Raw genomic sequence first — 23,806 nt, forward strand, 5'->3', positions numbered from 1 at the left:
CGAGTGCGATGGGTTCCGTGCGCGTAGCCATCGTGGGCGTGGGCAACTGCGCCGCGGCGCTGGTGCAGGGCGTGCAATATTACAAGGACGCCGACCCGGCCACCCGGGTCCCCGGGCTGATGCATGTCCAGTTCGGCGACTACCACGTCGGCGACGTGGAGTTCGTGGCCGCTTTCGACGTCGACGCCAAGAAGGTCGGCCGCGACCTCTCCGAGGCGATCGTCGCGTCCGAGAACAACACCATCAAGATCTGTGACGTGCCCCCCACCGGCGTCACCGTGCAGCGTGGTCCCACGTACGACGGTCTCGGCGAGTACTACCGCGAGCTGATCGAGGAGTCCGACGAGGCCCCGGTCGACGTCGTGGCCGTCCTCAAGGAGGCCCGCGCCGACGTCCTGGTGTCCTACCTGCCCGTGGGCTCCGAGGAGGCCGACCGCTACTACGCGCAGTGCGCCATCGACGCCGGCGTCGCCTTCGTCAACGCGCTGCCGGTGTTCATCGCCTCCGACCCGGTGTGGGCGAAGAAGTTCACCGACGCCGGCGTGCCGATCGTCGGCGACGACATCAAGTCCCAGGTCGGCGCCACCATCACCCACCGCGTCATGGCCAAGCTCTTCGAGGACCGCGGGGTCGAGCTGCTGCGGACGTACCAGCTCAACTTCGGCGGCAACATGGACTTCATGAACATGCTGGAGCGCAAGCGCCTCCAGTCCAAGAAGATCTCCAAGACCCAGTCGGTCACCTCGCAGATCCCGCACGAGATGGCCAAGGCCGACGTCCACATCGGCCCGTCCGACCACGTGCCGTGGCTCGACGACCGCAAGTGGGCCTACGTGCGCCTGGAGGGCCGGTCCTTCGGCGACACCCCGCTGAACCTCGAGTACAAGCTGGAGGTCTGGGACTCCCCCAACTCGGCCGGCGTCATCATCGACGCGGTGCGCGCCGCCAAGATCGCGATGGACCGCGGCATCGGCGGCCCCATCCTGTCGGCTTCCTCCTACTTCATGAAGTCCCCGCCGGAGCAGTACTCCGACGACGACGCCCGCGAGGCCGTCGAGAAGTTCATCCGCGGCGAGGTCGAGCGCTGACGCCGGTCGCACCCGCCGCCGTCAGGCGTCAGGTGGTACGGCCGGGGCGCGCGGCGGGCGGCAGGCCGGCCGGGTCGCCCGCGGGCCACGCCGACGGATCGGGGCCGAGTGCGGTGAGGAGGGGAACCTGCTCACCGCACCACGGCGAGATCGCGAGCAGCCCGCTCGTCACGTCGTCGGCGAACTCCTTCCACGGCATCCACCGCGCGTCGCCCACCTCGTCGGGGTTGGGCCGCGGGTCGCCGGCGACCACGGCACGGTAGACCGGGCACATCTCGTGCTCCACCGTGCCGTCCGGCATCACCGCGCGGTACGCGAAGCCCGGCAGGATCAGCTCTATGTGACCGGCGGTCAGGCCGAGCTCGTAGGAAAGCCTGCGGGCCACCGCGTCGGCCGGCGCCTCCCCCGGCAGCGGGTGCCCGCACACGCTGTTGGTCCACACCCCCGGCCAGGTCGCCTTGTGCGAGGCACGGCGGCTGAGCAGCACCCGTCCCTCGTCGTCGAACACGTAGCACGAGAACGCCAGGTGCAGCGGCGTGTCGGTGCCGTGCACGACTGCCTTCGGCGCGGTGCCGACGGCCTCACCGGCGGCGTTGAGGAGCACGACATGTTCGTCAAGGGTCACGTGTCCGAGATTACGTGGCGGTGCCCGGTCGCCGTCACGAAGCCGCGGCCCGGCGCGTCGTAGCACCTTCCCTCTGGGAGAGGCAAAGCTCACCCCCGGTGGGTCAGCCCTCATCCCCCCTGGCCGACGGCGCGCAAAGAGGCTTATAACCCACTCTTGGTGCCATATCGGGGATGTTCCCGATGTGACGCCCACCACCCGGCCAGTAGGCTGACGCGCGTGTCTTTCGTCTCCGACCTGAGGGTCGTCCTCCGAGGCCGGGACTTCAAGCGGCTCTTCGCCACCCGTCTGGTGTCCCAGTTCTCCGACGGCGTCTTCCAGTTCGCGGTGGCCGGGTACGCGTTCTTCACTCCCGAGAAGCAGACGAGCGCCACCGAGGCCGCGATCGCGTTCGCGGTGCTGCTGCTGCCGTACTCCGTCCTCGGGCCGTTCGCGGGGGTCCTCATCGACCGCTGGTCGCGGCGGCAGATCCTCGTCGTCGCGCCGATCGTGCGCGGCGGCCTCCTGCTGCTCGCGGCGCTGATGGTCGCGCTGAACGCCCCGGACCTCTACTTCTACGGCACCGCCCTGCTCGTGCTCGGCGTCAACCGCTTCTTCCTGAGCGCGCTCAGCGCGGGGCTGCCCCACGTGGTCCAGGGCGAGCGCCTGCTGCTCGCCGCCAACGCGGTGACCCCCACCTCGGGCACCGTCGCCACGTTCATCGGCGCCGGCGCCGGGTTCCTGCTGCGCATGCTGTTCGGGCCCTCCCACGGCGGGACGGCGCTGATCCTCGTGGTATCCGGCGTGATGTTCGGGCTGTCCGCGCTGGTCGCCGCCACCATGGCGCGCCCCCTGCTGGGCCCGGCGTACGACGAGAGCCTCCCCCAGGCGCGCGAGGCGGTGCGCAACGTGGTCACCGGCCTCGTGGACGGCGTGCGGCACGTGCTGCACCGCCGCTCTCCCGCGGCGGCGCTCGGCGGCATGGCCGCGCACCGCTTCATGTACGGCCTGTTCGTCGTGACGACCGTCATGCTCTACCGCTACTACTTCACGCACGACGCCGAGGCGGGGCTCAGCGAGGTCACCGGCGTGCTCGCGACCTCCGGGGCCGGATTCCTCGTCGCCGCGCTCATCACCCCGTGGGCCACCGAGCGGTTCCGTCCCGAGGGGTGGATCCCCATCATGCTGGCCACCGGGGGCGTACTCGAACTGGCGCTGTGCCTGTCGTTCCACCAGGCGGGGTTCCTCGCGGCGGGCTTCGTGCTCGGCGTCACCGGGCAGAGCGTGAAGATCTGCGCCGACACGATCGTGCAGCGCGACGTCGGAGAGGTCTACCTCGGGCGGATCTTCTCGGTCTACGACATGCTCTTCAACGGCATGCTGGTGCTCGCCGCGGCGGTGGCCGCGTTCCTGCTCCCGGCCAACGGCAGGTCCTCCCTCGTGCTGACCATCGCCGGGGTCGGGTACATCGCCGCCGCGGGCCTGTTCCGGCTGGCCGTGGGCGGGGACGGCTCCCGGCGCCGGGCACCCGAGCAGTTGCCCCAGCAGTAGGGGGCTAGGCGGGCAGGGCCTCCGCGGCCGCGGTCATCGCGCGGGTGACGGCCGCGAGGTCGCCGGGCGTGACGCCGTAGGGCGGCATCGTGTAGATCAGCCGCCCGAACGGCCGCAGCCACACCCCGTGGGCCATCACGATCTCCTGCACCTTCGGCACGTCCACCGGCGCGGTGGCCTCGATCACCCCGATGGCGCCGAGCACCCGCACGTCCGCCACGCCGGGGGCCCTCGCCGCACCGGCGAGCCCGGCGGCGAGGTCGTCCTCGATCCGCCGTACCTCCTGCCGCCACGGCCGCTCGGCCAGCAGGTCGAGCGACGCGCCCGCCACCGCCGCGGCCAGAGGGTTGCCCATGTACGTCGGCCCGTGCATGAGCACGCCGACCCGCTCGGCCACCGCCTCGGTGCACAGGGTGGCCGCCATGGTGAGGTACCCGCCGGTCAGGGCCTTGCCGACGCACATGATGTCCGGCCGCACCCCCGCGTGGTCGCAGCCGAACATCTCGCCGGTGCGGCCGAAGCCGGTGGCGATCTCGTCCGCGATGAGCAGCAGGCCGTGCTCGTCGGCCAGCTCGCGCAGCCGGCGCAGGTAGGCGGGGTGGGAGAACCGCATGCCGCCCGCGCCCTGCACCACGGGCTCCACGATGATCGCCGCCAGCTCGGCGGCGTGCCGCGCCACCAGCTCCTCCAGGTGGGCGAGGTAGCCGGGGTCGGGCGGGGACGGCTCGCGCTCCCCGTCCGGCCCGAGGTGCCGCCCGTGGTCGCCGGGGGGCGCGTCGGCGAAGACGTGCCGCGGCAGCAGGTCCGTGAACAGGTGGTGCATGCCGTTCACCGGGTCGCAGACCGCCATGACGCCGAACGTGTCGCCGTGGTAGCCGTTCCTGACGGTGAGCAGGCGCCCGCGGCCGGTCGCCTGCACGGCCATCTTGATCGCCACCTCGACGGCCACCGAGCCCGAGTCGGCCAGGAAGACCTTCGGCAGGCCGGTCAGCCCGGCGAGGCGCACCGCCAGCCGCACCGCGGGCTCGTGGGTGAGGCCGCCGAACATCACGTGGGACATCACGTCGAGCTGCGCGTGGGCGGCGGCGTTGAGCCGCGGGTGGTTGTGGCCGTGGATGGCCGCCCACCACGACGACATGCCGTCGATCAGCTCCCGGCCGTCCGCCAGGGTCAGCCGCACGCCGTCCGCCCCCGCCACGGGGTACGCGGGCGCCGGCGCGGCGGCCGAGGCGTACGGGTGCCACAGATGCGCGCGATCGAGATCACGCAGCGTATCGGCGTTCACCCGGCCACCCTAGCGTGGCACCCCTCCCGGGAGGGCGTGACCGGACTCAGGCGCCCTCGACGCCCCGCTCGCGCGCCCACTGGAGCAGCGCCTCGGTGGCGGCCTCCTTGCCGACCACGCCTTTGTCCAGGCGCATCTCGAGCAGGAACTTGTACGCCTCGCCGACGATCGGGCCGGGCCGCACGCCGAGGACCCGCTGGATCTCGTTGCCGTCGAGCTCCGGGCGGATCTTGGCGAGCTCCTCCTCCTCGGCGAGCCGGGAGATGCGCCGCTCCAGCTCGTCGTAGGTGCGCGACAACGCCTGTGCCTTGCGCCGGTTGCGGGTCGTGCAGTCGGCCCTGGTCAGCTTGTGCAGCCGCTCCAGCAGGTGGCCGCCGTCGCGGACGTACCGGCGTACCGCCGAGTCGGTCCACTCGCCGGTGCCGTACCCGTGGAAACGCAGGTGCAGCTCGACCAGCCGCGCGACGTCGGCCACGACGTCCTTGGGGAAACGCAGCTCCTGCAGGCGCTTCTTGGTCATCTGGGCCCCCACCACCTCGTGGTGGTGGAACGAGACCCGGCCGCCCTCCTCGTACCTGCGGGTCTTGGGCTTGCCGATGTCGTGCAGCAGCGCCGCCCAGCGCAGCACCCGGTCGGGCCCGGCCTGCTCCAGGGCGATGGCCTGCTCCAGCACGATCAGGGTGTGCTCGTAGACGTCCTTGTGGCGGTGGTGCTCGTCGATCTCGAGGCGGAGCTTCGGCAGCTCAGGCAGGACGTGCGCCGCGAGGCCGGTGTCCACGAGCAGGCCGAGGCCCTCGCGCGGATGCGCCCCGCCGATCAGCTTGTCCAGCTCGTCGCGGATGCGCTCGGCCGAGACGATCTCGATGCGGTCCGCCATGCCGGTCATCGCGGCCACCACGGCGGGGTCGACGGTGAAGCCGAGCTGGGCGGCGAACCGCGCCGCCCGGAGCATGCGCAGGGGATCGTCGTCGAAGGACCGCTCGGCCGGGCCGGGGGTGCGCAGCACCTTGGCCGACAGATCGCTCAGCCCGCCGTAGGGGTCGACGAACTCGTGGCCGGGCAGGCGGACCGCCATGGCGTTGACCGCGAAGTCGCGCCGCTCCAGGTCCGCCTCCAGCGTCCGGCCGTAGACCACGCCGGGCTTGCGGGACTTGGGGTCGTACGACTCGCTGCGGTAGGTGGTGATCTCCAGGACCCAGTTGCCCTTGCGGACGCCCACCGTGCCGAAATCGATGCCGATGGTCCAGATCGAGTCGGCCCAGTCCTTGACGATCTCCAGCACCCGCTCGGGGTGCGCGTCGGTGGTCAGGTCGAGATCGTTGCCGATCCGGCCGAGGAAGACGTCACGGACCGACCCGCCGACCAGGGCGAGCTGATGGCCGTGCACGGCGAACCGCTCGCCGAGCTCGTTGGCGACCGGTGCGATCCTCCGGAATAGGTCGATCACTGCCTTCTGCTGACTAACGCTCAGATTTGACACGGACAAGCTGGGTAGGTCCTTCGATTGCGGTTGCGATCCTCCGCACCGGCCTTGATACGTCCCACCACGGGACGTACCCCGGGCGGCCACCGGGTCACGGCTGCGGATCCGTCGGGGGCACCCGCTGAGGACAGGAGCACAATCGATGAAAGACGCCCTCGCGATCCACCGTTGGCTCCTGTCCCACCAGATCCATCACGAAATCGTAAGGCTTCCCCGGGCGTTAACGTGTGTCGACGACCTGCCCGGCATTCTGGACGTCGAACCCACTTCCTGTGTGAAGGTCACGGTCTTCGAGGTCACCACCCGTGATTCACGCGGCCCGGTCGCCGTCGTGACCACCGTCGCCGCGCCGCCGCGACCGGGAGCCGTGGGAGCGCTGCTCGCCGCGCGCCGGGTGCGTCCCGCGCCCGCTTTCATGGTGAACGCCGCCACCGACTACGCCGCCACATCGGTGTCACCTCTGCTGCTCCCGCCCGACCTCCGCGTGCTCGTGGACGACCGCCTCGCCGACGTCCGCGAGCCCGACGACCCCATGTACTCGCCGACCGGCGAACGCCGCACCGCGCTGCGCCTGCGGGCCGTCGACCTGGTCACCCTCCTGCCCGGCAAGTACGTGGACCTCCAGGCGCCCCGGCACCGCACGGTGCGGCTGCCCGGCTCCAAGGAGGTGCGGCCCGTCGTGAGCCCGCCTCGCTGCGGGTCGCCGCCCGCCCGGCTTTAGGCCATACCATTCTGGGCGTGCGCCGAACTCCAGCCCTGGCCGGCACGTGACCCGCGGAGCCGCCCTCATCTCCCTGCTGACCGCCGCGTTCCTGTTCGCCCCGGCGGCGGCCGCCGCCGGGCTACCGGCGGCCGCGGGCGCGCGGGAGGCGGCAGGCGCGGCGGCGGCCCGCCAGGACACCCTGGTCGCGGTGGAGAACATCACCCCTGAGGCCCCGAGCGAGCCGAACACCCCCATCACCATCAGCGGCAAGGTCACCAACACCGGCGCCACCCCCCTGCAGTGGCTGCAGGTCCGCCTGCGGTTCTCCCGCCAGCCGTTCGCCGGCCGCGAGCAGATGCAGACCTTCGCCGCCGGGGGGCAGATCCTCGACACCAGCAGGCGCGCCGTGCCGGTGGCCCAGCTCCCCGCGTCCGCCTCCGTGCCCTGGGAGTTCACCTTCACGCCCGCCGAGATCGGCATGTACCGCTTCGGCGTCTACCCGGCGACCGTCGAGATCGTCGACTCGGCCCAGCGCCAGCTCGCCGCGCAGCGCACTTTCCTCGTGTACGCCCCCGAGGGCCAGGTGCCGCCCCGCACGAAGATCGCCTGGGCGCTCCCCGTCGTCGACCAGCCCCACCGCGCCGACGACGACCTGTTCGTGGACGAGGAACTGCGGCGCACCCTGGCCGACGAGGGGCGGCTCGGCCGCGTCCTGAAGATCGCCGAGACCCCGGCCAAGGGCGTGAGCTGGTTCGTGGACCCGGGTCTGCTCGACGACGCCCAGATCATGGCGCGGGGCTACACCCTCGGCGGCGGCGAGGACGGCAAGGAGCGGACCACCAAACCGGGTGACCAGGCCGTCGCCGGGTGGCTCGGCAGGCTCCGGGCCGCGCTGGCTGAGGCGTCCGTCACCGCCACGCCCTACGCCGACCCCGACGTCGCCGCCCTGGTGCACACCGGCATGGACACCGCCACCGGGGCCGCGCTCTCCAAGGGGGCCGCCACCGCCACCCAGATTCTCGGCAAGGACGTCACCACGAGCGTCAACTGGCCGGTCGGCGGCGTGCTCGACTACGACGCCCTGGACGCCCTGGCCGTGGGCGACGTGCGCACCGTGCTGCTCGGCGCCGCCGCGCTGCCGCCGTCCGCGCCCCCCCTCTACACGCCGGACGCCGCCGCCTCGCTCGAGACCGTGGCGCGCAAGGTCCGCGTGCTGCTCGCCGACCCGGTGCTGAGCGATCTGGTCACCCCGGCCGAGGGCGCCGGCGTCCTCGCCAAGCAGCGGTTCCTCGCCGAGACCGCCATGATCAGCGCCGAGCCCGCGCCGCGGGCCCGCTCGGTGGTGGTCGCGCCGCCGCGGCGCTGGAGCCCCGACCCCGAGTTCGTCACCGGGCTGCTGCGCACGGCGGCCTCCGTGCCGTGGCTCAAGCCGGTGCCGCTGACCTCGATCAAGCCGTCCGGCCCGGCCGTGCCCCGCGCCGACCTCACCTACACCGACAAGGACCGGGCCGCCGAGCTCGCCAGGTCGTACATGGCGGGCGTCGAGAAGCTCAGCGACCGCGCGGCCCTCACCGCGACGGTCACGGGGGACCAGCGGCGGCCGTTCGACACCGCCCTGCTGCGCCTCACCTCCTCGGCGTGGCGCGGCCGCACCGGCAGCGCGGTGCCGTACGTCGAGCAGGTCGACCGGGCCATCGCCCGGCGCACCGACGCCATCTCGGTCACCACGGGCGAGCAGCGCACCCTGGCCGGCAAGAACGGCATCGTGCCGATCACCATACGCAACGACCTGCGTGACCAGGAGGCCACCGTCGGGGTGAAGATCACCTCACGGGACCGCAGACTGCTCACCATCGGCGCGTACGAGTCCCCGGTGACCATCGGCCCCGGGGGCACCCGGCAGCTCGACATCCCCATGGTGGCCAACGGCGGTGGCCAGATCGTCGTCAAGGTGCAGCTCACCACCGCCGACGGCACACCGTACGACGAGCCGGTGGAGCTGACCGTGACCACCACGGGCTACGGCGCCATCGCCCTGGTCATCGTGGGCGGCGGCCTCGCCGTGCTGCTCGCCGCGGTCGCGCTGCGCGTGCTGCGCCGCCGGTCGCGCCGCGTCGGCGGAGGCCGCCGCACGCCCCGGACGGCGCCACCCGCGGTGGCCGCACAGAGAGAGGGACAGTCATGAGCCGGGTGCTGCGCGCCAGCGCGATCATGGCCGCGGGCACCATGGTCTCCCGCCTGACCGGTTTCGCCCGCACGGCTGTGCTGGCGTCCGCGATCGGCGTGGCGGCGCTCGGCGACGCCTACAACGTCGCGTACACGATCCCGTTCATCCTGTTCGACCTCCTGATCGGAGGCGTGCTGAGCAGCGTGATCGTGCCCATGATCGTCAAGGCGCAGAAGCACGACCCGGACGGCGGGCGCGCTTACGAACAGCGCCTGATGACCGTGGCCACGCTGGTGCTCGTCGCCATCGCGGTCGCCGGCGTGCTGTGCGCCCCGCTGCTGGTGTCGCTGCTCACCACCGACCTGCCGCCGCGGGGCTACGACGCCGCGGTCACGCTGGCCCGCTACATCCTTCCCCAGATCGCGTTCTTCGGGGTCGGCGCCATCGCCGGGGCCATCCTCAACACCCGCGACCGGTTCGCCGCCCCCATGTGGGCGCCGGTGCTGAACAACGTCGTGGTCATCGGGGTCGCGCTGCTGTACCTCGTGGCCAGCGGCGCGGGCGGCAACGTCGACGCCGTGACGCCAGGCGACCTGGCGCTGCTCGGCCTCGGCACCACGGCCGGCATCGTCGTGCAGTCCATCGTGCTGGTCATCGCGGTGCACCGGGCGGGTTTCCGCTTCGTGCCGCGCCTCGACCTGCGCAACGCCAGGCTCGGCGAGATGGGCAGGGCCGGGGTGTGGACCCTCGCGTTCGTGGTGATCAACCAGATCAGCTTCATCATCATCACCAACCTCGCCACCGGCGCCACGGGCAAGGCGGCCGACGAGGGCGCCGGGCAGGTCGCGGGCATCGCCTCCTACAGCTACGCGTTCCAGTTGTTCCAGCTCCCGTACGGCATCATCGCCGTCTCGGTGATCACCGCGATGTTGCCGCGCATGAGCCGCCACGTGCACGACGGGCGGCCCGAGGCCGTCGCCGAGGAGTTCGCCTCCGGCGTGCGGCTGGTCTCGTCGGTGATCGTGCCGGCCGGCCTGCTGCTCATGGTGCTCGGGCCCGCCGTCACCGTGCTGATCTTCGGGCACGGCAGCACCTCGGTGGCGCAGGCGGTGGACATCGGCAACGTGCTCCAGGTGTTCGGGCTGGCGCTGGTGCCGTTCTCCGTCTACCAGTTGCTGCTGCGCGTCTTCTACGCCTTCGGCGACACCCGCACCCCCACGCTGATCGCGCTGGGCAACCTCGTGATCAGCGCCACGGTGAGCTTCGTCCTCTACCTCACGCTGCCGCCCGATCTCATCGTCATGGGGCTGGCGCTGGCGTTCACCGCCGCCTACACCTGCGGCGGCGTGGTCGCCTGGATCCTGGCGGCGCGCAAGGTCGGCGGCGGGCTCGGCGGCCGGGCCGTCGGCGCGGCGCTCGCCCGCATGTACGTCGCGGCGGTCCCCGCGGCCGCCGTCGCGCTGATCGCCTTGTGGGGGACCACCGAACTGGCGGGCGTCACCCCCCTGAGCTCTGCCATCATGCTTGTGGCCGGCGGCGCCGCCGGCGGCCTGCTGTACTTGCTCATCTCACACCGCATGAGAATCGCGGAAATCAGTTCGATCATTGGACTTGTGGCCGGGCGGGTAGGCCGCTAGTCATAAGTAACCCGGAAGTCCGCTTCGCCGCGTTCAAAGGACAACACGGACCGGAGCCACCGCGGACTACGATGGTGCCCGGTGCACGGAGACGACCGGGAGCCACCGGCCGACTAAGATCAGGAGGGGCGTGGGGGTATTCACCCGGACATCGCCCGCGACCAGGGAGAGGACCACCTCATGAGCGCCCCGGCCGTGGAGCCCGGCGGCCGCCTGGCCGACCGGTTCCGCCTGGAGGACCGCGTCAGAGAGTCGGCTGGCGCCACGCTGTGGAAGGCCATCGACGAGGTCCTTGCCCGGCCTGTCTCCGTCTTGACGTTGTCGCAGGAGTTCCCGCGCGTCGCCGAGGTCGTGACCGCCGCCCGCGGCGCGAGCCGGCTCAACGACCCCCGCCTCACCCAGGTCTTCGACGCCGCCGAGGAAGGCGGGCAGGCGTACGTCGTCAGCGAGTGGGTGACCGGCGAGACCCTGACCGACCTCGTCTCCTCCGGCCCGATGGCCCCCGAGCGGGCCGCGGCCCTGGTGGCCGAGGCCGCCGAGGCGGTGGCGCACGCCCACGAGTCCGGCCTGCCCCACCTGTGCCTGACGCCGGACCGCCTGATCTGGACCGCCGGCGGCACCGTCAAGCTGCTCGGCCTGGCCGTGGACGCCACGCTGCGCGACGTCGAGAGCGACGATCCCGCGCGCGAGGACGCCGAGGGCCTCGGGCGGCTGCTGTACACCGCGCTGACCGGCCACTGGCCGGGTGAGGGCGACACCGGCCTGCCGCCCGCGCCCCTGGACGACGGCAAGGTCTGCACCCCGCGCCAGGTGCGCGCCGGGGTCCCCGGGTTCCTGGACGCCATCACCTGCCGCGCGCTGCTGCAGGAGCCCCGCCGCGGGCTGCCGCCGCTCGCCACCCCGGCCGCCGTGGCGGAAGCCCTGGCCGAGGTGCCGCGCCCGGCGCCGGTGCCCGTGTCGGTGTCGGCCATGCCGCCGGCGCTGAGCCTGCGCTCCGAGGCTCCCGACGACCTCGACGACCGCCGCCCCCCACGGCCCCAGGCCCCGCCCCGTCCCTCCGAACACGGTGGTCACGGGCCGCACGGCGGGCACGGCGGGCATGCCGGGCACGCCCGGCGGCAGTCCTCGGGCGGGCCGCTCGGCCGCGCCGTGGTGGCGGTGGTCGTCCTGCTGCTCATCGCGGCGGTCGGCCTCGGCGCCTGGACACTCGGCCGCAACCTCGGCAAGCGCACACCGCCCCCGGCCGCGTCCGCCACGCCGTCCTCCGAGTCCTCCCCCAAGATCGTCACAGTGAAGCCGGCCAGTGCCACCGGCTTCGACCCCCTCGGCGACGACCGTTCCGAACACCCAGAGATCGCCCGCCTCGCCATCGACGGCAAGGCGTCCACCGAGTGGCACACCACCACCTACCAGAGCGCCGAGCTCGGCAGGCTGAAGGAAGGCGTCGGCCTGCTGCTGGACATGGGCAAGGAGGTCAACGTCGCCGACGTGGTCGTCTCGCTCGGCGACGCGCCCGGGGCCACGATCGAGATGCGGGTCGGCGACGCCGCCGACCTCGGCGCGCTGCGGCGGGCCGCCAAGCAGGACAACGTGTCGGGCACGGTGACCCTCACACCGGAGAAACCCGTCAGCGGCCAGTACGTTTTGATCTGGTTTACGCGCCTTCCAGCCTTTGAGGGGAAGTTTCGTGGCACCATCTATGACGTAATCGTGCACTCTCCCGGATCGGCATAACAGGAACACACGTTGTGAACCCTCCTCCCGATAGTCCACCGGCGGTCGAGCACGCCGCACGGTCGGCGTTGAGCGACGCCGACCTGCTGACGAGCCATATCGACGGCGATCCCCACGCGTTCAGCGAGATCGTCCGCCGCCACCGTGACCGCATGTGGGCGGTCGCCCTGCGCACGCTCGGTGATCCCGACGAGGCCGCCGACGCCGTGCAGGACGCCTTCGTCTCCGCTTATCGCAAGGCGGAGAGCTTCCGGGGCGACGCGGCGGTCACCACCTGGCTGCACCGCATCGTGGTGAACGCCTGCCTGGATCGCATGCGGCGCAAATCCATCCGTCCCGTGGCCGACGACGAGCTCGTCGAGGCCGCCGAGCGGGACACCCCCATCCCCGACCAGACCGGGGACCGGGACGTCTCCATGGAGGTCTCTGCCGCGCTCAAGCTGCTGCCCGCCGACCAGCGGGCCGCGCTGGTGCTGGTCGACATGATGGGCTACTCGGTCGAGGACGCCGCGCAGGTGCTCGGCGTGCCCGCGGGCACCGTCAAGAGCCGGTGCGCACGGGGCCGCGCGAAACTCGCCCCGATTCTTTCGCATCTGCGGAACCGTTCCGACCTGAGTCGCGTCTCATCCCCCGAAGGGAGCAGAACTTCGTGACGGGTGATACGCACTACGACTTCGAGGTCCTCGCCGAACTGGCCGAGGGTCTCCTCGACGTCACCACGGCGGCGCGGGTCCGCGAGCATCTCGCGGTCTGCGACTCCTGTGGGGAAAGCCTCGCCGAGCTGGCGGCGGTCCGTGAGGTTCTCGCGGCCGTGCCGGTTCCCGCGATGCCGATGGGCGTCGCGCTGCGCATCGACAAGGCCCTCGCCGCCGAGGCCGAGTCAAGGACGGCGGGAGGCGGGCTGCGTCTCGACGAGGCGCCCGACTGGGACCGCATCATGAGCGACTCCCCCTGGGAGACGGCCCCCGCGCCTGAGCCGGCGCTCACGCCGGCCCGGCCCCTGCGGCCGGTTCCGCAGGCACGCCCGGTGCCCGTGACCGCCACCGTGGCCACGGCCCCGGCGGTGCCCACGCAGGCGGGTCCCCCGGCCGGCGAGACGCCGTTCGGCGTGGTGGCGGACGACGGCTCGATCGTCCCGGCCCGGCGCCGGGCCGGGAAGTCCTCCCGGCGGCGGTCCTGGCTGATGCCGGTGGCGGCGAGCGTCGCCGCGGCCGCGGTCATCGGATCGGTCGGCGTGGCCAGCATGCTGTCCGCGTCCGGCGGGCAGCCCTCCAGGCCGGCCGTCGCGCTTCCGGTCCCGGCCGAGTCCGCGCCGCAGTCGAATCCGCAGAACGTCGTCCCCGGCAAGGGCGCCTCGAACGGGGACGGCAACAGCCCGACCCGCAACTACGCCATCGGCCAGAGCGACTTCAACTACTCCGACGCCGTGCTCGACGGCCCGCTGGCGACGTACGTCGGCGCCACCGGCCCCGGCTCCGGCGGCGCCACGTCGGTGGACCCCGGAGTGGAGAACTGCGTGTCGCAGATCGCCGCGCGGGTGGGCCGCAAGCTCGGCACCGGCAAGGCGCCGACCCCGATCGGCGTGGACCAGGGGCTCTACCAGGGCAACGAGGCCACGGTGATGGCCTTCTGGAAGGACCGCCTGCGCAACGCCGTCTGGGTGTACGTCGTCGACGGCAACTGCGCGAGCCTGCGCAAGCCCGCGGTGGGCCGCTGGCAGTAGCCTTCCCGCGTCAAACCGTCCGAGGCCCTGGTGATCCGCTCACCGGGGCCTCGCCGTGTACCCGGGGCGGGTCGTGGCCCCGGCGGGAATCCCGGACGCCTAGGATCTGTTGACGCCACTGGCACCCCATGAATCGGAGTCGAGGCGGGCGCCGGCGACCCGGAGGGGGCCGGGCGGGCGACAGCCACGGCAGGAAGGCGAGAGCGTGAGCGACGTCCGTAATGTGATCATCATCGGGTCGGGACCCGCGGGGTACACGGCCGCGGTGTACGCGGCACGCGCCGATCTCAACCCGCTCGTGTTCGAAGGCTCCGTCACCGCAGGCGGAGCTTTGATGAACACCACCGACGTGGAGAACTATCCCGGCTTCCCCGACGGCATCCTCGGCCCCGAGCTGATGGACAACTTCCGCAAGCAGGCGGAGCGCTTCGGCGCCGAGCTCGTCGCCGACGACGTCGTCGAGGTCGATCTGCTGCAGGACCCCAAGGTCGTCAAGACCGTGACGGAGACCTACCTGGCCCGCACGGTGATCGTGGCGACCGGCTCGGGGTACCGTGAGCTCGGCCTGCCGGGCGAGAAGCGGCTGTCGGGGCGCGGCGTGTCGTGGTGTGCCACCTGTGACGGCTTCTTCTTCCGCGACCAGGACATCGCGGTCGTGGGCGGCGGCGACACCGCCATGGAGGAGGCCACTTTCCTCTGCCGGTTCGCCCGCACGGTCACCGTGGTCCACCGGCGGGGGGAGCTGCGGGCCAGCAAGATCATGCAGGACCGGGCGTTCGCCAACGAGAAGATCCGCTTCGTCTGGGACTCCGTCGTCTCGGACATCCACGGTGACACCCGGGTCAGCGGGCTGACGCTGCGCAACCTGAAGACCGGCGAGGAGTCCGAGCTGCCGGTGACCGGGTTGTTCGTCGCCATCGGCCACGACCCGCGCAGCGAGCTGTTCAAGGGCCAGCTCGAGCTCGACGACGAGGGCTACGTCAAGGTCGACGCGCCGACCACGCGCACCAACATCGACGGAGTCTTCGCCTGCGGTGACGTCGTCGACCACATCTACCGCCAGGCGATCACCGCAGCGGGCACCGGGTGTTCCGCGTCGCTGGACGCGGAGCGCTGGCTCGCGGACCACACCAGTTGACAAGGGGAAAATCGTGAGCGAGATCAAGGCCGTGACCGACGCGACATTCGACGCGGAGGTCCTCAAGAGCGACAAGCCGGTTCTGGTGGACTTCTGGGCCGAATGGTGTGGTCCCTGCCGTCAGGTCGCCCCCGTGCTGGCGGAGATCGCCAAGGAGCAGGGGGACAAGCTGACCATCGTGAAGATCAACGTGGACGAGAATCCTCGCGTTCCGCGCGATTACGGTGTACTCCAGATTCCCACCCTGAACGTCTACAAGGGTGGAGAGGTCGTGAAGCAGATCATCGGCGCCAAGCCGAAGGCCATGCTGCTCCGCGAGCTCGAAGGCGTCATCTAGACGCCCCTGCGGCCGGGGTCCTCCACGACCACGCGGGCCGTACTTCCGCCCTCCCGGCGGCACCCACCCAGCGGAGCCCCCCGCGCCACCGGCGCGAGGGGCTCTGTGCGGTTTCCGAGCTCCGTGACCGGTGGTGCCCATGTGCCTGGAGGGGCTCGCGCGGCCCTGAGCGCCTCTCAGACGGGGCGGAGGGCCCGTTCTGGGGACATGGAGCCGAGGAGCCGTTCCAGGGCCACCTCGACGTCCTCACGCCACGAGGCGGCGGTCTTCAACTCCAGCCGCAGCCGCGGGAAGCGCAGATGCGGACGTACCGTCTTGAACCCCACGGCGAGCAGGTACTCGGCGGGGAGCATGCACCCCGGCTGCTCCCACTTCAGGTCGCCGAAGGCCTCGATGGCCCGCACCCCGCGCCGGGTCAGGTCCTTGGCCACGCCCTGCACGAGGATGCGGCCGAGCCCGCCGCCGGAGAACTCCGGGATGATGTGCGCGGTCATGAGCAGCACGGCGTCCGCGCTGACCGGCGAGGTGGGGAAGGCGACCGAGCGGGGGACGTACAGCGGCGGCGCGTACAGCACGAAACCGGCCGGCACGCCGTCGACGTAGCAGATCTTGCCGCAACTTCCCCATTCGAGCAGGGTGGCGGAGATCCACGCCTCCTTCTCCAGCGCCGGATCGCCCGCCTTCTGTGCGCGCTCCCCGCTGACCGGGTCGAGCTCCCAGAAGACACACCGGCGGCAGCGGCGTGGCAGATCGTCAAGGTTGTCCAACGTGACATTCACCAGCCGGCGCGACACCCCGGGCCCCCTATCCTTGCGAGGCGGACGCGAGTTCACGGCAGAAAAGCGCACGAACTACGGCGTCTCCAAAGTGGCATGGTAGCCGAGGGACACCCCGTTGCCGCGCTCCCCACGAGGGACATGCGCACTCTCCGGATCCCCTGAACTCGTGGCCAGGCCCCGTTTCCGCGGCGCTTCGCCCCTTTCATGGTGAGAATTACCAAATGGGGTAGTGGCTACTGCCGTACTCTGTTGTCTCGCAACGTCAAATCGGCATCACTGATCGCATCGCCAGGAGGTGGACCGTGACGCAAGAGCCGGATCACGGTCGGAGGACCGCGGCCCAAGGGTCGCGCATCGACGCCTACATCGACCGGTACGCCGCACGTGCCGCCGGGATGGTCGCCTCCGAGATCCGAGCTCTCTTCGCCGTCGCGTCCCGCCCCGAGGTGGTCTCGCTGGCCGGCGGCATGCCGTACGTCACCGCCCTCCCCCTGGACACCGTCGGCGAGCTGGTCGCCGACCTCGTGGCCCGGCGCGGCACCGTCGCGCTGCAGTACGGCTCCGGCCAGGGCGACCCCCACCTGCGCGAGCAGATCTGCGAGGTCATGCGCCTCGAGGGCATCGACGCCGGCCCCGACGACGTCGTGGTCACCGTGGGGTCGCAGCAGGCACTGGACCTCATCACCCGCATCTTCATCGACCCCGGGGACGTCGTCCTCGCCGAGGGCCCCTCGTACGTCGGAGCGCTCGGCACGTTCGCCGCCTACCAGGCGTCGGTGGTACACGTCGCGATGGACGACCAGGGGCTGATCCCCGAGTCGCTCACCGAGACCCTCCAGTCGCTCACCGCCGCCGGCCGCCGCGTCAAGTTCCTCTACACCGTGCCGACCTTCCAGAACCCGGCCGGCGTCACCCTCACCCAGGAGCGCCGCCGCCGGGTGCTGGAGATCTGCCGCCGCGCGGGCGTGCTCGTCGTGGAGGACAACCCCTACGGCCTGCTCGGCTTCGACGCCGAGCCCATGCGCGCCTTGCGGGCCGACGACCCCGACGGCGTCGTGTACCTCGGGTCGTTCTCCAAGACCCTCGCCCCCGGCTTCCGGGTGGGCTGGGCGCTCGCGCCGCACCCGATCAAGGACAAGCTCGTGCTGGCCATGGAGTCCGCCGTGTTGTCCCACTCCAGCTTCTCCCAGCTCGCGGTGGGGCGGTACCTGGAGACGCAGCCGTGGCGCGAGCAGATCAAGACGTTCCGCGAGCTGTACCGCGAACGGCGCGACGCCCTGCTCGGCGCGCTGACCGCCCTCATGCCGCCCGGGTGTCACTGGACCCGCCCCGCCGGGGGGTTCTTCGTGTGGATGACGCTGCCCGAGGGGCTGGACTCCAAGGCGATCCTGCCCCGCGCGGTGGCCGAGCGGGTCGCGTTCGTGCCCGGCACCGGGTTCTACGCCGACGACTCCGGGGCCGCCGCCATGCGGCTGTCCTACTGCTACCCCGAGCCGGACCGCATCCGCGAGGGTGTCCGGCGGCTCGCCGGGGTGATCCAGCAGGAGCTCGTGCTGCGCGACACGTTCGGCACCGGGTCGATGCGTCCCCACCCGGGCGTCGACACACCCGGTCCGGATCTAGCCTGAAGATGTAATACGCTGCGGAGGCTCTGGCGGCCCGCCGCCGCGGGCCGCCACGGGCGGGTCCGACGACGCCAGAAAGGTCCTCCATGATCGAACTCGGCCACGTACTGGTGCTGGCGGGCGGCTTGTCCTACGAGCGCGAGGTGTCCCTGCGCTCCGGCCGCCGGGTGTGCGAGGTGCTCAAGGCCGACGGGATCGACGTGGAGACGCGCGACACCGACGCCGCGCTGATGCCCGCGGTGCTCGCCGACCCGCCGGACGTCGTGTTCGTCACCCTGCACGGCGGCAGCGGCGAGGACGGCGCCATCCGCTCGGTACTCGAACTGCTCCAGGTGCCCTACGTCGGCGCGGCGCCGGACGCGTGCCGCGTCGCGTACGACAAGCCGACCGCCAAGACCGTCGTGCGCTCCGTCGGGGTCCGCACGCCGGAAGCCGTCGTGCTGCCCAAGGAGACCTTCCACGACCTCGGCGCCACCGCGGTGCTCGGGCGCATCGTGGAGCGGCTCGGGCTGCCGCTGTTCGTCAAGCCGTCCCGCGGCGGGTCCGCCCTCGGCGGCTCCATCGTCCGCAAGGCCGAGGAACTGCCCGCCGCCATGGTCGGGTGCTTCGCCTACGGCGACACCGCGCTGATCGAGAAGTACATCGAGGGCGTCGAGGTCGCGGTGTCGGTGGTCGACCTCGGCGACGGCCCGGTCGCGCTGCCTCCGGTGGAGATCGTGGCCAACGAGGGCGTTTACGACTACTCGGCCCGCTACACCGCCGGCCACACCGAGTTCTTCGCCCCCGCACGCCTGCGTCCCGAGGTCGCCGACGCCTGCGCCCGGCTCGCGGTGACCGCGCACACCGCCCTCGGCCTGCGGGACATCTCCCGTACCGACATCATCGTGGACACCGACGGCGAGCCGTACTTCCTCGAGGTCAACGTCGCCCCCGGCATGACCGAGACCTCGCTGTTCCCGATGGCCGCCGCCGCGGCCGACGAGGACCTCGGCGCCCTGTGCCGCGGCCTCCTGCTCGCGGCACTGCGCCGCCGCTGACGTTCCCCACCTGAGCAGGGCGCCAGGCCCCGGCGTAGCCTGGCCTGGTGATCGAATCCCGCTACGCCAAGAGCTTCGCCAGTGACAACCACGCCGGCGTCCACCCCGCCGTCATGGAGGCCGTCGCCGCCGCCAACATCGGTGACGCCCCCGCCTACGGCGACGACGAGTGGACCGCCACCCTGAACGACCGGCTCCGTGCCGAGTTCGGCGCCCACGCGTCCGGCTTCGTGGTCCTCAACGGCACCGGCGCCAACATGATCTCACTGAGCATGATGCTGACCCGCCGGTACGAGGCGATCATCTGCCCCGAGACCGCCCACATCGCCACCCACGAGACCGGCGCCTCCGAACGCATCCTGGGCGTCAAACTGATCACCGTCCCCACGCCCGACGGCAAACTCACCCCCGACGACGTGACGTCCCGCCTGTCCGTCCGCGGCAACATCAGCTACGTCCAGCCCAAAATCGTCTCCATCTCGCAGGTCACCGAACTGGGCACCTGCTACACCCCCGACGAGATCGCCGCCCTGGCCAGAACGGCGCACGACAACGACATGCTCCTCCACGTGGACGGCGCCCGCCTGTCCAACGCCGCCGCCCATCTGGGGTGCTCCCTCCGCGACCTGACCACCGACGCCGGCGTGGACGTCGTGAGCCTGGGCGGCTCCAAGAACGGCGCTCTCCTGGGTGAGGCAGTGATAACCCTCCGCCCCGACCTGGCCGAAGCCGTCCCCTACCTCCGCCGCCAAACCCTCCAACTGGGCTCCAAGATGCGCTACATCTCCGCCCAACTGACGGCACTGCTGACCAACGAGCTCTGGCGCCAGAACGCCACCCAAGCCAACCAGATGGCCCGGCGCCTGGCCGCCGCCGTGACCGACCTCCCCACCCTGGATATCCTCTACCCCGTGGAGAGCAACGCCGTCTTCGCCACCCTCCCCCCGGAAGCCATAACCACCTTGCAATCCCGCTTCCTGTTCCACATCTGGCAAGGCAACACCGTCCGCTGGATGACCAGCTTCAACACCACCCCAGAAGACGTGGACACCTTCGCCCAAGCCATCCAGGAAACACTGAAGCCCTGACCCATCCCTGCTTCACGTGAAACCCTCCCGCCCTCGCTCTGTTTCACGTGAAACCTGGTGGAGCTCCACCCGTGGCCCAGTGACGCGGCCCCCGGAACGCGATCGGCAACGCACCGAGGTACGGGCGCCTACGGGTCAGGACTCTTCGGTGGCGTGCAGGGGGGTGGCGGCCTGGGGGGCCATGGTGGTGATGATGCGTTCCAGGTCGTCCAGGGTGGCGAACTCCACGACGATTCTGCCTTTGTGGCGGCCCAGGTCGACGCGGACTCGGGTCTCGAAGTGGTCGGAGAGGCGGTCGGCGAGGGTGGTGAGGGCTGGTTCGGGGAGAGCCTTCTGGCGGCGGGGGCGGGGGGCGGGCGCGGCGGTGGCTTCGCCCAGGGAGACGATCTCCTCAACGGTGCGGACGGAGAGGCCTTCGGCGACGATGCGGTCGGCCAGGTGTTCCTGAGCGGCGGGGTTGCTCAGGGCCAGAAGAGCTCTCGCGTGGCCGGCGCTGATGGTGCCGGCGGCGACGCGCCATTGGACGGCGGTGGGGAGGTTGAGGAGGCGGAGGGTGTTGGTGATGTGAGATCGGGAGCGGCCCACGCGCTGCGCCAGTTGTTCATGGGTGGCGCCGAAGTCGTCCAGGAGCTGGCGGTAGGCGGCGGCCTCTTCCAGGGCGTTGAGCTGCTCGCGCTGAAGGTTCTCGATCAGGGCGTCGCGCAGCAGGGCGTCGTCCTGGGTGTCGCGCACGATGGCGGGGATGACCTTGAGGTCGAGGAGCTGGGACGCCCGCCAGCGCCGCTCCCCCATGATCAGCTCGTACCGGCCGGGAGCGGTCTGACGCACCACGATGGGCTGGAGCAGGCCGACCTCACGGATCGAGTCGGCCAGCTCCTGCAAAGCGTCCTCGTCGAAGATGTCCCGGGGTTGCCGCGGGTTCGGGGTGATCGCGTCGAGCGGGACCTCCATGAAGTACGCGCCGTCGATCGGCTTGAGCCCGTCGTCGCCCTGCGGTGGCGCCGTGGCCGTGCCGCCCGGCGGGGTACGCACGTCGACGAGCGGCCCCGTGGGGATCAGGGCCCCGAGCCCCTTCCCCAGTCCAACACGCCTCTGCTGACCCACGACTCCTCCTCGCCCAGCCGGTCTCGCTCGGGCGGCCACCGCCCCCGGCCGCGCCTCGTCCTCGTCCTGACGTTCCGCCGGATCGGCGCGGGCACGCTCCACAGGAGCGTACCGGCACCGGGACCGGATCAGCTTCCGGTGACCGCCGCGCCGCGGAAGGCGACCTCGCGGGCCGCGTCCATGTACGCCATGGCGCCGCTGGAGCCCGCGTCGTAGGTGAGCACCGACTGCCCGTAGCTCGGCGCCTCCGACACCCGGACGCTGCGGGGGATCACCGTGTTGAGCACGGATTCACCGAAGTGCGACCTGACCTCCTCGGCCACCTGCGAGGCCAGCCGGGTGCGGCCGTCGTACATGGTGAGCAGGATCGTGGACACCCGCAGCGTCTGGTTGAGGTGGACGCGGACCAGCTCCACGTTCTGCAGAAGCTGGCTGACCCCCTCCAGGGCGTAGTACTCGCACTGGATCGGGATCATGACCTCCTCGGCCGCGACCATGGCGTTCACAGTCAGCAGGCCGAGGGACGGCGGGCAGTCGATGAGGATGTAGTCGAGGTCGATCGAGTCGAACGCCTCAAGCGCCCGCTTGAGCCGGGCCTCCCTGGCCACCAGCGAGACGAGCTCGATCTCGGCGCCGGCCAGGCCGATGGTGGCCGGGGCGCAGTAGAGGTTCGGCATGTCCGGGACCGGACTCACGATCTCCTGCAGCGACATGTTCTCCACGAGCACCTGGTAGACCGACGGGACGTCGCCGCGGTGCTCGACGGACAGGGCGGTGGACGCGTTGCCCTGCGGGTCCAGGTCGACGACGAGCACACGCTGGCCGTGCATCGACAGGCCGGCGGCGAGGTTCACGGCCGTCGTCGTCTTGCCGACGCCGCCCTTCTGGTTGGCGATGGTGATGACCCGGCGGCGCGGCGGGCGCGGCCAGTCTCCCTCCTGCCGGGAGGGCGGGTAGCCGATCGAAACGGGTGCGGACGGAGCTGTTTCACGTGAAACCACTGAGCTGAGCGCCTCTCGGACCAGCGGCGAATCGCCTGGGGTGTAGGGGGGCTGGGACACGGTCGTCGTCCTTTCCACCGGCGTGGCGCGAGTGGGCCCGGAAGGCCAGCCGAGACCGGAGGGCCTCCCCTCCGACGCGACGACGTGACGATCCGGCCAGCCAAGGCCGGTGGACGCACCCGGCATGACCGTCACCTCTTCCGTCGGCGGCGCGCACCTTGCGCGCTCCGCGCCGGGAGTCCGGCGACCACCCGGACAAGAGTCGTGGGCGGAACGACCCTACCGCGCCCGACGGTGACAAGCTCGGCGGTACGCACTCCATACGACCGTAATTGTTCGGCCGCGGCCTCCAACTCCGCCGCGGCGCGCTCACCCTTCATCGCCAGCAGCTGCCCGCCCTCCCGCAACAGCGGCATGGACCATGACAGCAGCCGGTCGAGCGGCGCCACCGCCCGCGCCGAGGCGACGTCGAAGACCTGCTTGCCGGCCAGTTCCTCGGCCCGGCCGCGCACCACCTCGACGTTGGACAACTTCAGCTCGGCCACGCACTCCTCGAGGAAGGTGGTGCGGCGCAGCAAGGGCTCCAGCAAGGTGACCGTGACGTCGGGGCGGACGATGGCGAGCACGATGCCCGGCAGCCCGGCGCCCGAGCCGATGTCGACGAGGCTCGCCTCCTGCGGGACCGCCTCGGCCACCACCGCGCAGTTGAGCAGGTGGCGGTCCCAGACGCGCGGCACCTCCCGGGGACCGAGCAGCCCTCGGACCACGCCGGGACCGGCCAGCATGTTCGCGTACGCCTCGGCACGAGGCCACGCGTCGCCGGTGAAGACCTCGCGCGCCTCGGCGGGCACTTCGGGCTGATCGCTTTCCGCCATCACTCACTCAACCAGAACGGTCAGAACATCTCCCGCGTAAGGGTAGCCGCCCCGGCAGACCACAACGTGATCGACGCGAGAGGTTGTGGACGGCGCACACGCTCCATGCGTCATCAGAGGGTCATGGGACGGTCAGATCATGACCGGATTTTCCGGCCAAGCCGCACGGCACCCATGCGAAGGCGGGGGAGAGGGACTACCAATGGAGGAGACGCATCGGGTTGCCCGGCTCGTTCGGCGGACGTCAGCGAACTTCAGCGAACGTCGGCTCAGGGGCCAGGTAACCGAAAGGGCCGCCGATCCATCGGGATCGGCGGCCCTTTCACGAGCTTGGGGCTCAGGCCGGGAGCACCACCACGAAACGCAGGGGCTCCTCGCCCTCGGACTCGCTGCGCAGACCGGCCGCGGCCACCGCGTCGTGCACGATCTTGCGCTCGAACGGCGTCATCGGCTGCAGCGACCTCGCCTCCCCGGAGCGCTTGACGTCCTCAGCGGTCTTGGTGGCGAGCTTGCTCAACTCGACCCGGCGGCCGTGGCGGTAGCCGGCGACGTCGAGCATCAACCGGGAACGCTCGCCGGTGCGCCGGTGCACGGCGAGCCTGGTGAGCTCCTGGAGGGCCTCCAGCACTTCGCCGTTCTCGCCGACCAGGTCGCCGCCCTTGATGTCGACGATGGACACCAGCGCGCGGTCGCCCTCGACGTCCATGTCGATGTCGCCGTCGAGGTCGGCGATGTCCAGCAGCCCTTCGAGGTAGTCCGCCGCGATCTCGCCCTCCTGCTCCAGGGCGTTGATATCGGGTGCGGCCTGCGGGGCCTGCCCCTCGTTGACTTCGGTCACGTCCGAACT

21 protein-coding genes are annotated in these 23,806 nt (G+C 71.4%); 13 read left to right on the forward strand and 8 right to left on the reverse strand.

Annotated features, from left to right (window positions below; translation table 11 throughout):
* Positions 1–8: 8 nt before the first annotated feature.
* Positions 9–1,088 (forward strand): inositol-3-phosphate synthase, encoded by a 1,080-nt coding sequence (locus ABGB17_RS20535; protein WP_347631872.1) that lies wholly within the window; start codon positions 9–11, stop codon positions 1,086–1,088.
* Between the two features lie 28 nt (positions 1,089–1,116).
* Here the strand turns inward: ABGB17_RS20535 and idi are convergent, their stop codons facing one another.
* Positions 1,117–1,713: an isopentenyl-diphosphate Delta-isomerase gene (idi, locus tag ABGB17_RS20540; RefSeq protein WP_347631874.1), complete on the reverse strand. Its 597-nt coding sequence runs from the start codon at positions 1,711–1,713 to the stop codon at positions 1,117–1,119.
* A gap of 219 nt (positions 1,714–1,932) precedes the next feature.
* On the opposite strand from idi, the gene ABGB17_RS20545 reads away from it, so the two are divergent.
* Positions 1,933–3,243 (forward strand): MFS transporter, encoded by a 1,311-nt coding sequence (locus tag ABGB17_RS20545; RefSeq protein WP_347631876.1) that lies wholly within the window; start codon positions 1,933–1,935, stop codon positions 3,241–3,243.
* Positions 3,244–3,247: 4 nt separating this feature from the next.
* On the opposite strand, the gene ABGB17_RS20550 is transcribed toward ABGB17_RS20545, so the two are convergent.
* Positions 3,248–4,528, reverse strand: a complete 1,281-nt coding sequence (locus ABGB17_RS20550) for an adenosylmethionine--8-amino-7-oxononanoate transaminase (RefSeq protein ID WP_347631878.1) — start codon at positions 4,526–4,528, stop codon at positions 3,248–3,250.
* A 46-nt stretch (positions 4,529–4,574) separates the two neighbouring features.
* Positions 4,575–5,999 (reverse strand): CCA tRNA nucleotidyltransferase, encoded by a 1,425-nt coding sequence (locus ABGB17_RS20555; protein WP_347632014.1) that lies wholly within the window; start codon positions 5,997–5,999, stop codon positions 4,575–4,577.
* 154 nt (positions 6,000–6,153) lie between these two features.
* On the opposite strand from ABGB17_RS20555, the gene ABGB17_RS20560 reads away from it, so the two are divergent.
* From ABGB17_RS20560 to trxA, 8 genes are all read left to right on the forward strand, one after another.
* Positions 6,154–6,732, forward strand: a complete 579-nt coding sequence (locus ABGB17_RS20560; RefSeq protein WP_347631880.1) for a YbaK/EbsC family protein — start codon at positions 6,154–6,156, stop codon at positions 6,730–6,732.
* Between the two features lie 46 nt (positions 6,733–6,778).
* Complete coding sequence (locus ABGB17_RS20565; protein WP_347631882.1) at positions 6,779–8,899, forward strand: DUF6049 family protein; 2,121 nt, start codon at positions 6,779–6,781, stop codon at positions 8,897–8,899.
* Positions 8,896–10,518 (forward strand): murein biosynthesis integral membrane protein MurJ, encoded by a 1,623-nt coding sequence (murJ, locus tag ABGB17_RS20570; RefSeq protein WP_347631884.1) that lies wholly within the window; start codon positions 8,896–8,898, stop codon positions 10,516–10,518. The genes ABGB17_RS20565 and murJ overlap by 4 nt, the downstream gene beginning before the upstream one ends.
* A 180-nt stretch (positions 10,519–10,698) precedes the next feature.
* Positions 10,699–12,252, forward strand: coding sequence for a protein kinase family protein (locus tag ABGB17_RS20575; protein WP_347631886.1), 1,554 nt, complete (start codon positions 10,699–10,701; stop codon positions 12,250–12,252).
* Between the two features lie 68 nt (positions 12,253–12,320).
* The gene (gene sigM, locus ABGB17_RS20580) at positions 12,321–12,905 is read left to right on the forward strand and encodes an RNA polymerase sigma factor SigM (protein WP_347631888.1); all 585 of its coding nucleotides are present in this window, start codon (positions 12,321–12,323) and stop codon (positions 12,903–12,905) included.
* A complete protein-coding gene (locus ABGB17_RS20585; protein WP_347631890.1) occupies positions 12,902–13,975 on the forward strand; it encodes a hypothetical protein in 1,074 nt (357 codons plus the stop codon). Before sigM ends, ABGB17_RS20585 begins: the two co-directional genes overlap by 4 nt.
* Positions 13,976–14,180: 205 nt before the next feature.
* On the forward strand, positions 14,181–15,113 hold the full coding sequence (gene trxB / locus ABGB17_RS20590) for a thioredoxin-disulfide reductase (RefSeq protein ID WP_347631892.1): 933 nt from the start codon (positions 14,181–14,183) through the stop codon (positions 15,111–15,113).
* 13 nt (positions 15,114–15,126) lie between these two features.
* On the forward strand, positions 15,127–15,450 hold the full coding sequence (gene trxA, locus ABGB17_RS20595) for a thioredoxin (protein WP_347631894.1): 324 nt from the start codon (positions 15,127–15,129) through the stop codon (positions 15,448–15,450).
* Positions 15,451–15,626: 176 nt separating this feature from the next.
* Here trxA and ABGB17_RS20600 read toward each other — a convergent pair whose 3' ends face one another.
* On the reverse strand, positions 15,627–16,244 hold the full coding sequence (locus tag ABGB17_RS20600) for a GNAT family N-acetyltransferase (RefSeq protein ID WP_347631896.1): 618 nt from the start codon (positions 16,242–16,244) through the stop codon (positions 15,627–15,629).
* 380 nt (positions 16,245–16,624) lie between these two features.
* Here ABGB17_RS20600 and ABGB17_RS20605 point away from each other — a divergent pair, with 380 nt between their 5' ends.
* The 3 genes from ABGB17_RS20605 to ABGB17_RS20615 all read left to right on the forward strand — a co-directional run bounded on the left by ABGB17_RS20605 (position 16,625) and on the right by ABGB17_RS20615 (position 19,979).
* Positions 16,625–17,857 (forward strand): PLP-dependent aminotransferase family protein, encoded by a 1,233-nt coding sequence (locus ABGB17_RS20605; RefSeq protein ID WP_347632016.1) that lies wholly within the window; start codon positions 16,625–16,627, stop codon positions 17,855–17,857.
* 83 nt (positions 17,858–17,940) lie between these two features.
* Complete coding sequence (locus ABGB17_RS20610) at positions 17,941–18,891, forward strand: D-alanine--D-alanine ligase (RefSeq protein WP_347631898.1); 951 nt, start codon at positions 17,941–17,943, stop codon at positions 18,889–18,891.
* 47 nt (positions 18,892–18,938) lie between these two features.
* The gene (locus tag ABGB17_RS20615; protein ID WP_347631900.1) at positions 18,939–19,979 is read left to right on the forward strand and encodes a low specificity L-threonine aldolase; all 1,041 of its coding nucleotides are present in this window, start codon (positions 18,939–18,941) and stop codon (positions 19,977–19,979) included.
* A 135-nt stretch (positions 19,980–20,114) separates the two neighbouring features.
* Here the strand turns inward: ABGB17_RS20615 and ABGB17_RS20620 are convergent, their stop codons facing one another.
* The 4 genes from ABGB17_RS20620 to ABGB17_RS20635 all read right to left on the reverse strand — a co-directional run bounded on the left by ABGB17_RS20620 (position 20,115) and on the right by ABGB17_RS20635 (position 23,797).
* Entirely contained in the window at positions 20,115–21,083 is a 969-nt protein-coding gene (locus ABGB17_RS20620; RefSeq protein ID WP_347631902.1) for a ParB/RepB/Spo0J family partition protein, read from the reverse strand.
* A 128-nt stretch (positions 21,084–21,211) separates the two neighbouring features.
* Positions 21,212–22,045, reverse strand: coding sequence for a ParA family protein (locus tag ABGB17_RS20625; RefSeq protein ID WP_347632018.1), 834 nt, complete (start codon positions 22,043–22,045; stop codon positions 21,212–21,214).
* 230 nt (positions 22,046–22,275) lie between these two features.
* Positions 22,276–22,959 (reverse strand): 16S rRNA (guanine(527)-N(7))-methyltransferase RsmG, encoded by a 684-nt coding sequence (gene rsmG, locus ABGB17_RS20630; RefSeq protein WP_347631904.1) that lies wholly within the window; start codon positions 22,957–22,959, stop codon positions 22,276–22,278.
* 337 nt (positions 22,960–23,296) lie between these two features.
* Positions 23,297–23,797 (reverse strand): R3H domain-containing nucleic acid-binding protein, encoded by a 501-nt coding sequence (locus tag ABGB17_RS20635; protein WP_347631906.1) that lies wholly within the window; start codon positions 23,795–23,797, stop codon positions 23,297–23,299.
* Between the last annotated feature and the right edge of the window lie 9 nt (positions 23,798–23,806).

Origin of the sequence: Sphaerisporangium sp. B11E5 (assembly GCF_039871875.1) — a bacterium.
Classification (GTDB): Bacteria; Actinomycetota; Actinomycetes; order Streptosporangiales; family Streptosporangiaceae; genus Sphaerisporangium.

Bases quoted from the DNA above. Each gene is read 5' to 3' on its own strand.
- ABGB17_RS20535 (WP_347631872.1), top strand. From the start codon at position 9: ATGGGTTCCGTGCGCGTAGCCATCGTGGGCGTGGGCAACTGCGCCGCG.
- ABGB17_RS20560 (WP_347631880.1), top strand. From the start codon at position 6,154: ATGAAAGACGCCCTCGCGATCCACCGTTGGCTCCTGTCCCACCAGATC.
- murJ (WP_347631884.1), top strand. From the start codon at position 8,896: ATGAGCCGGGTGCTGCGCGCCAGCGCGATCATGGCCGCGGGCACCATG.
- ABGB17_RS20575 (WP_347631886.1), top strand. From the start codon at position 10,699: ATGAGCGCCCCGGCCGTGGAGCCCGGCGGCCGCCTGGCCGACCGGTTC.
- ABGB17_RS20605 (WP_347632016.1), top strand. From the start codon at position 16,625: ATGGTCGCCTCCGAGATCCGAGCTCTCTTCGCCGTCGCGTCCCGCCCC.
- ABGB17_RS20610 (WP_347631898.1), top strand. From the start codon at position 17,941: ATGATCGAACTCGGCCACGTACTGGTGCTGGCGGGCGGCTTGTCCTAC.
- rsmG (WP_347631904.1), bottom strand. From the start codon at position 22,959: ATGGCGGAAAGCGATCAGCCCGAAGTGCCCGCCGAGGCGCGCGAGGTC.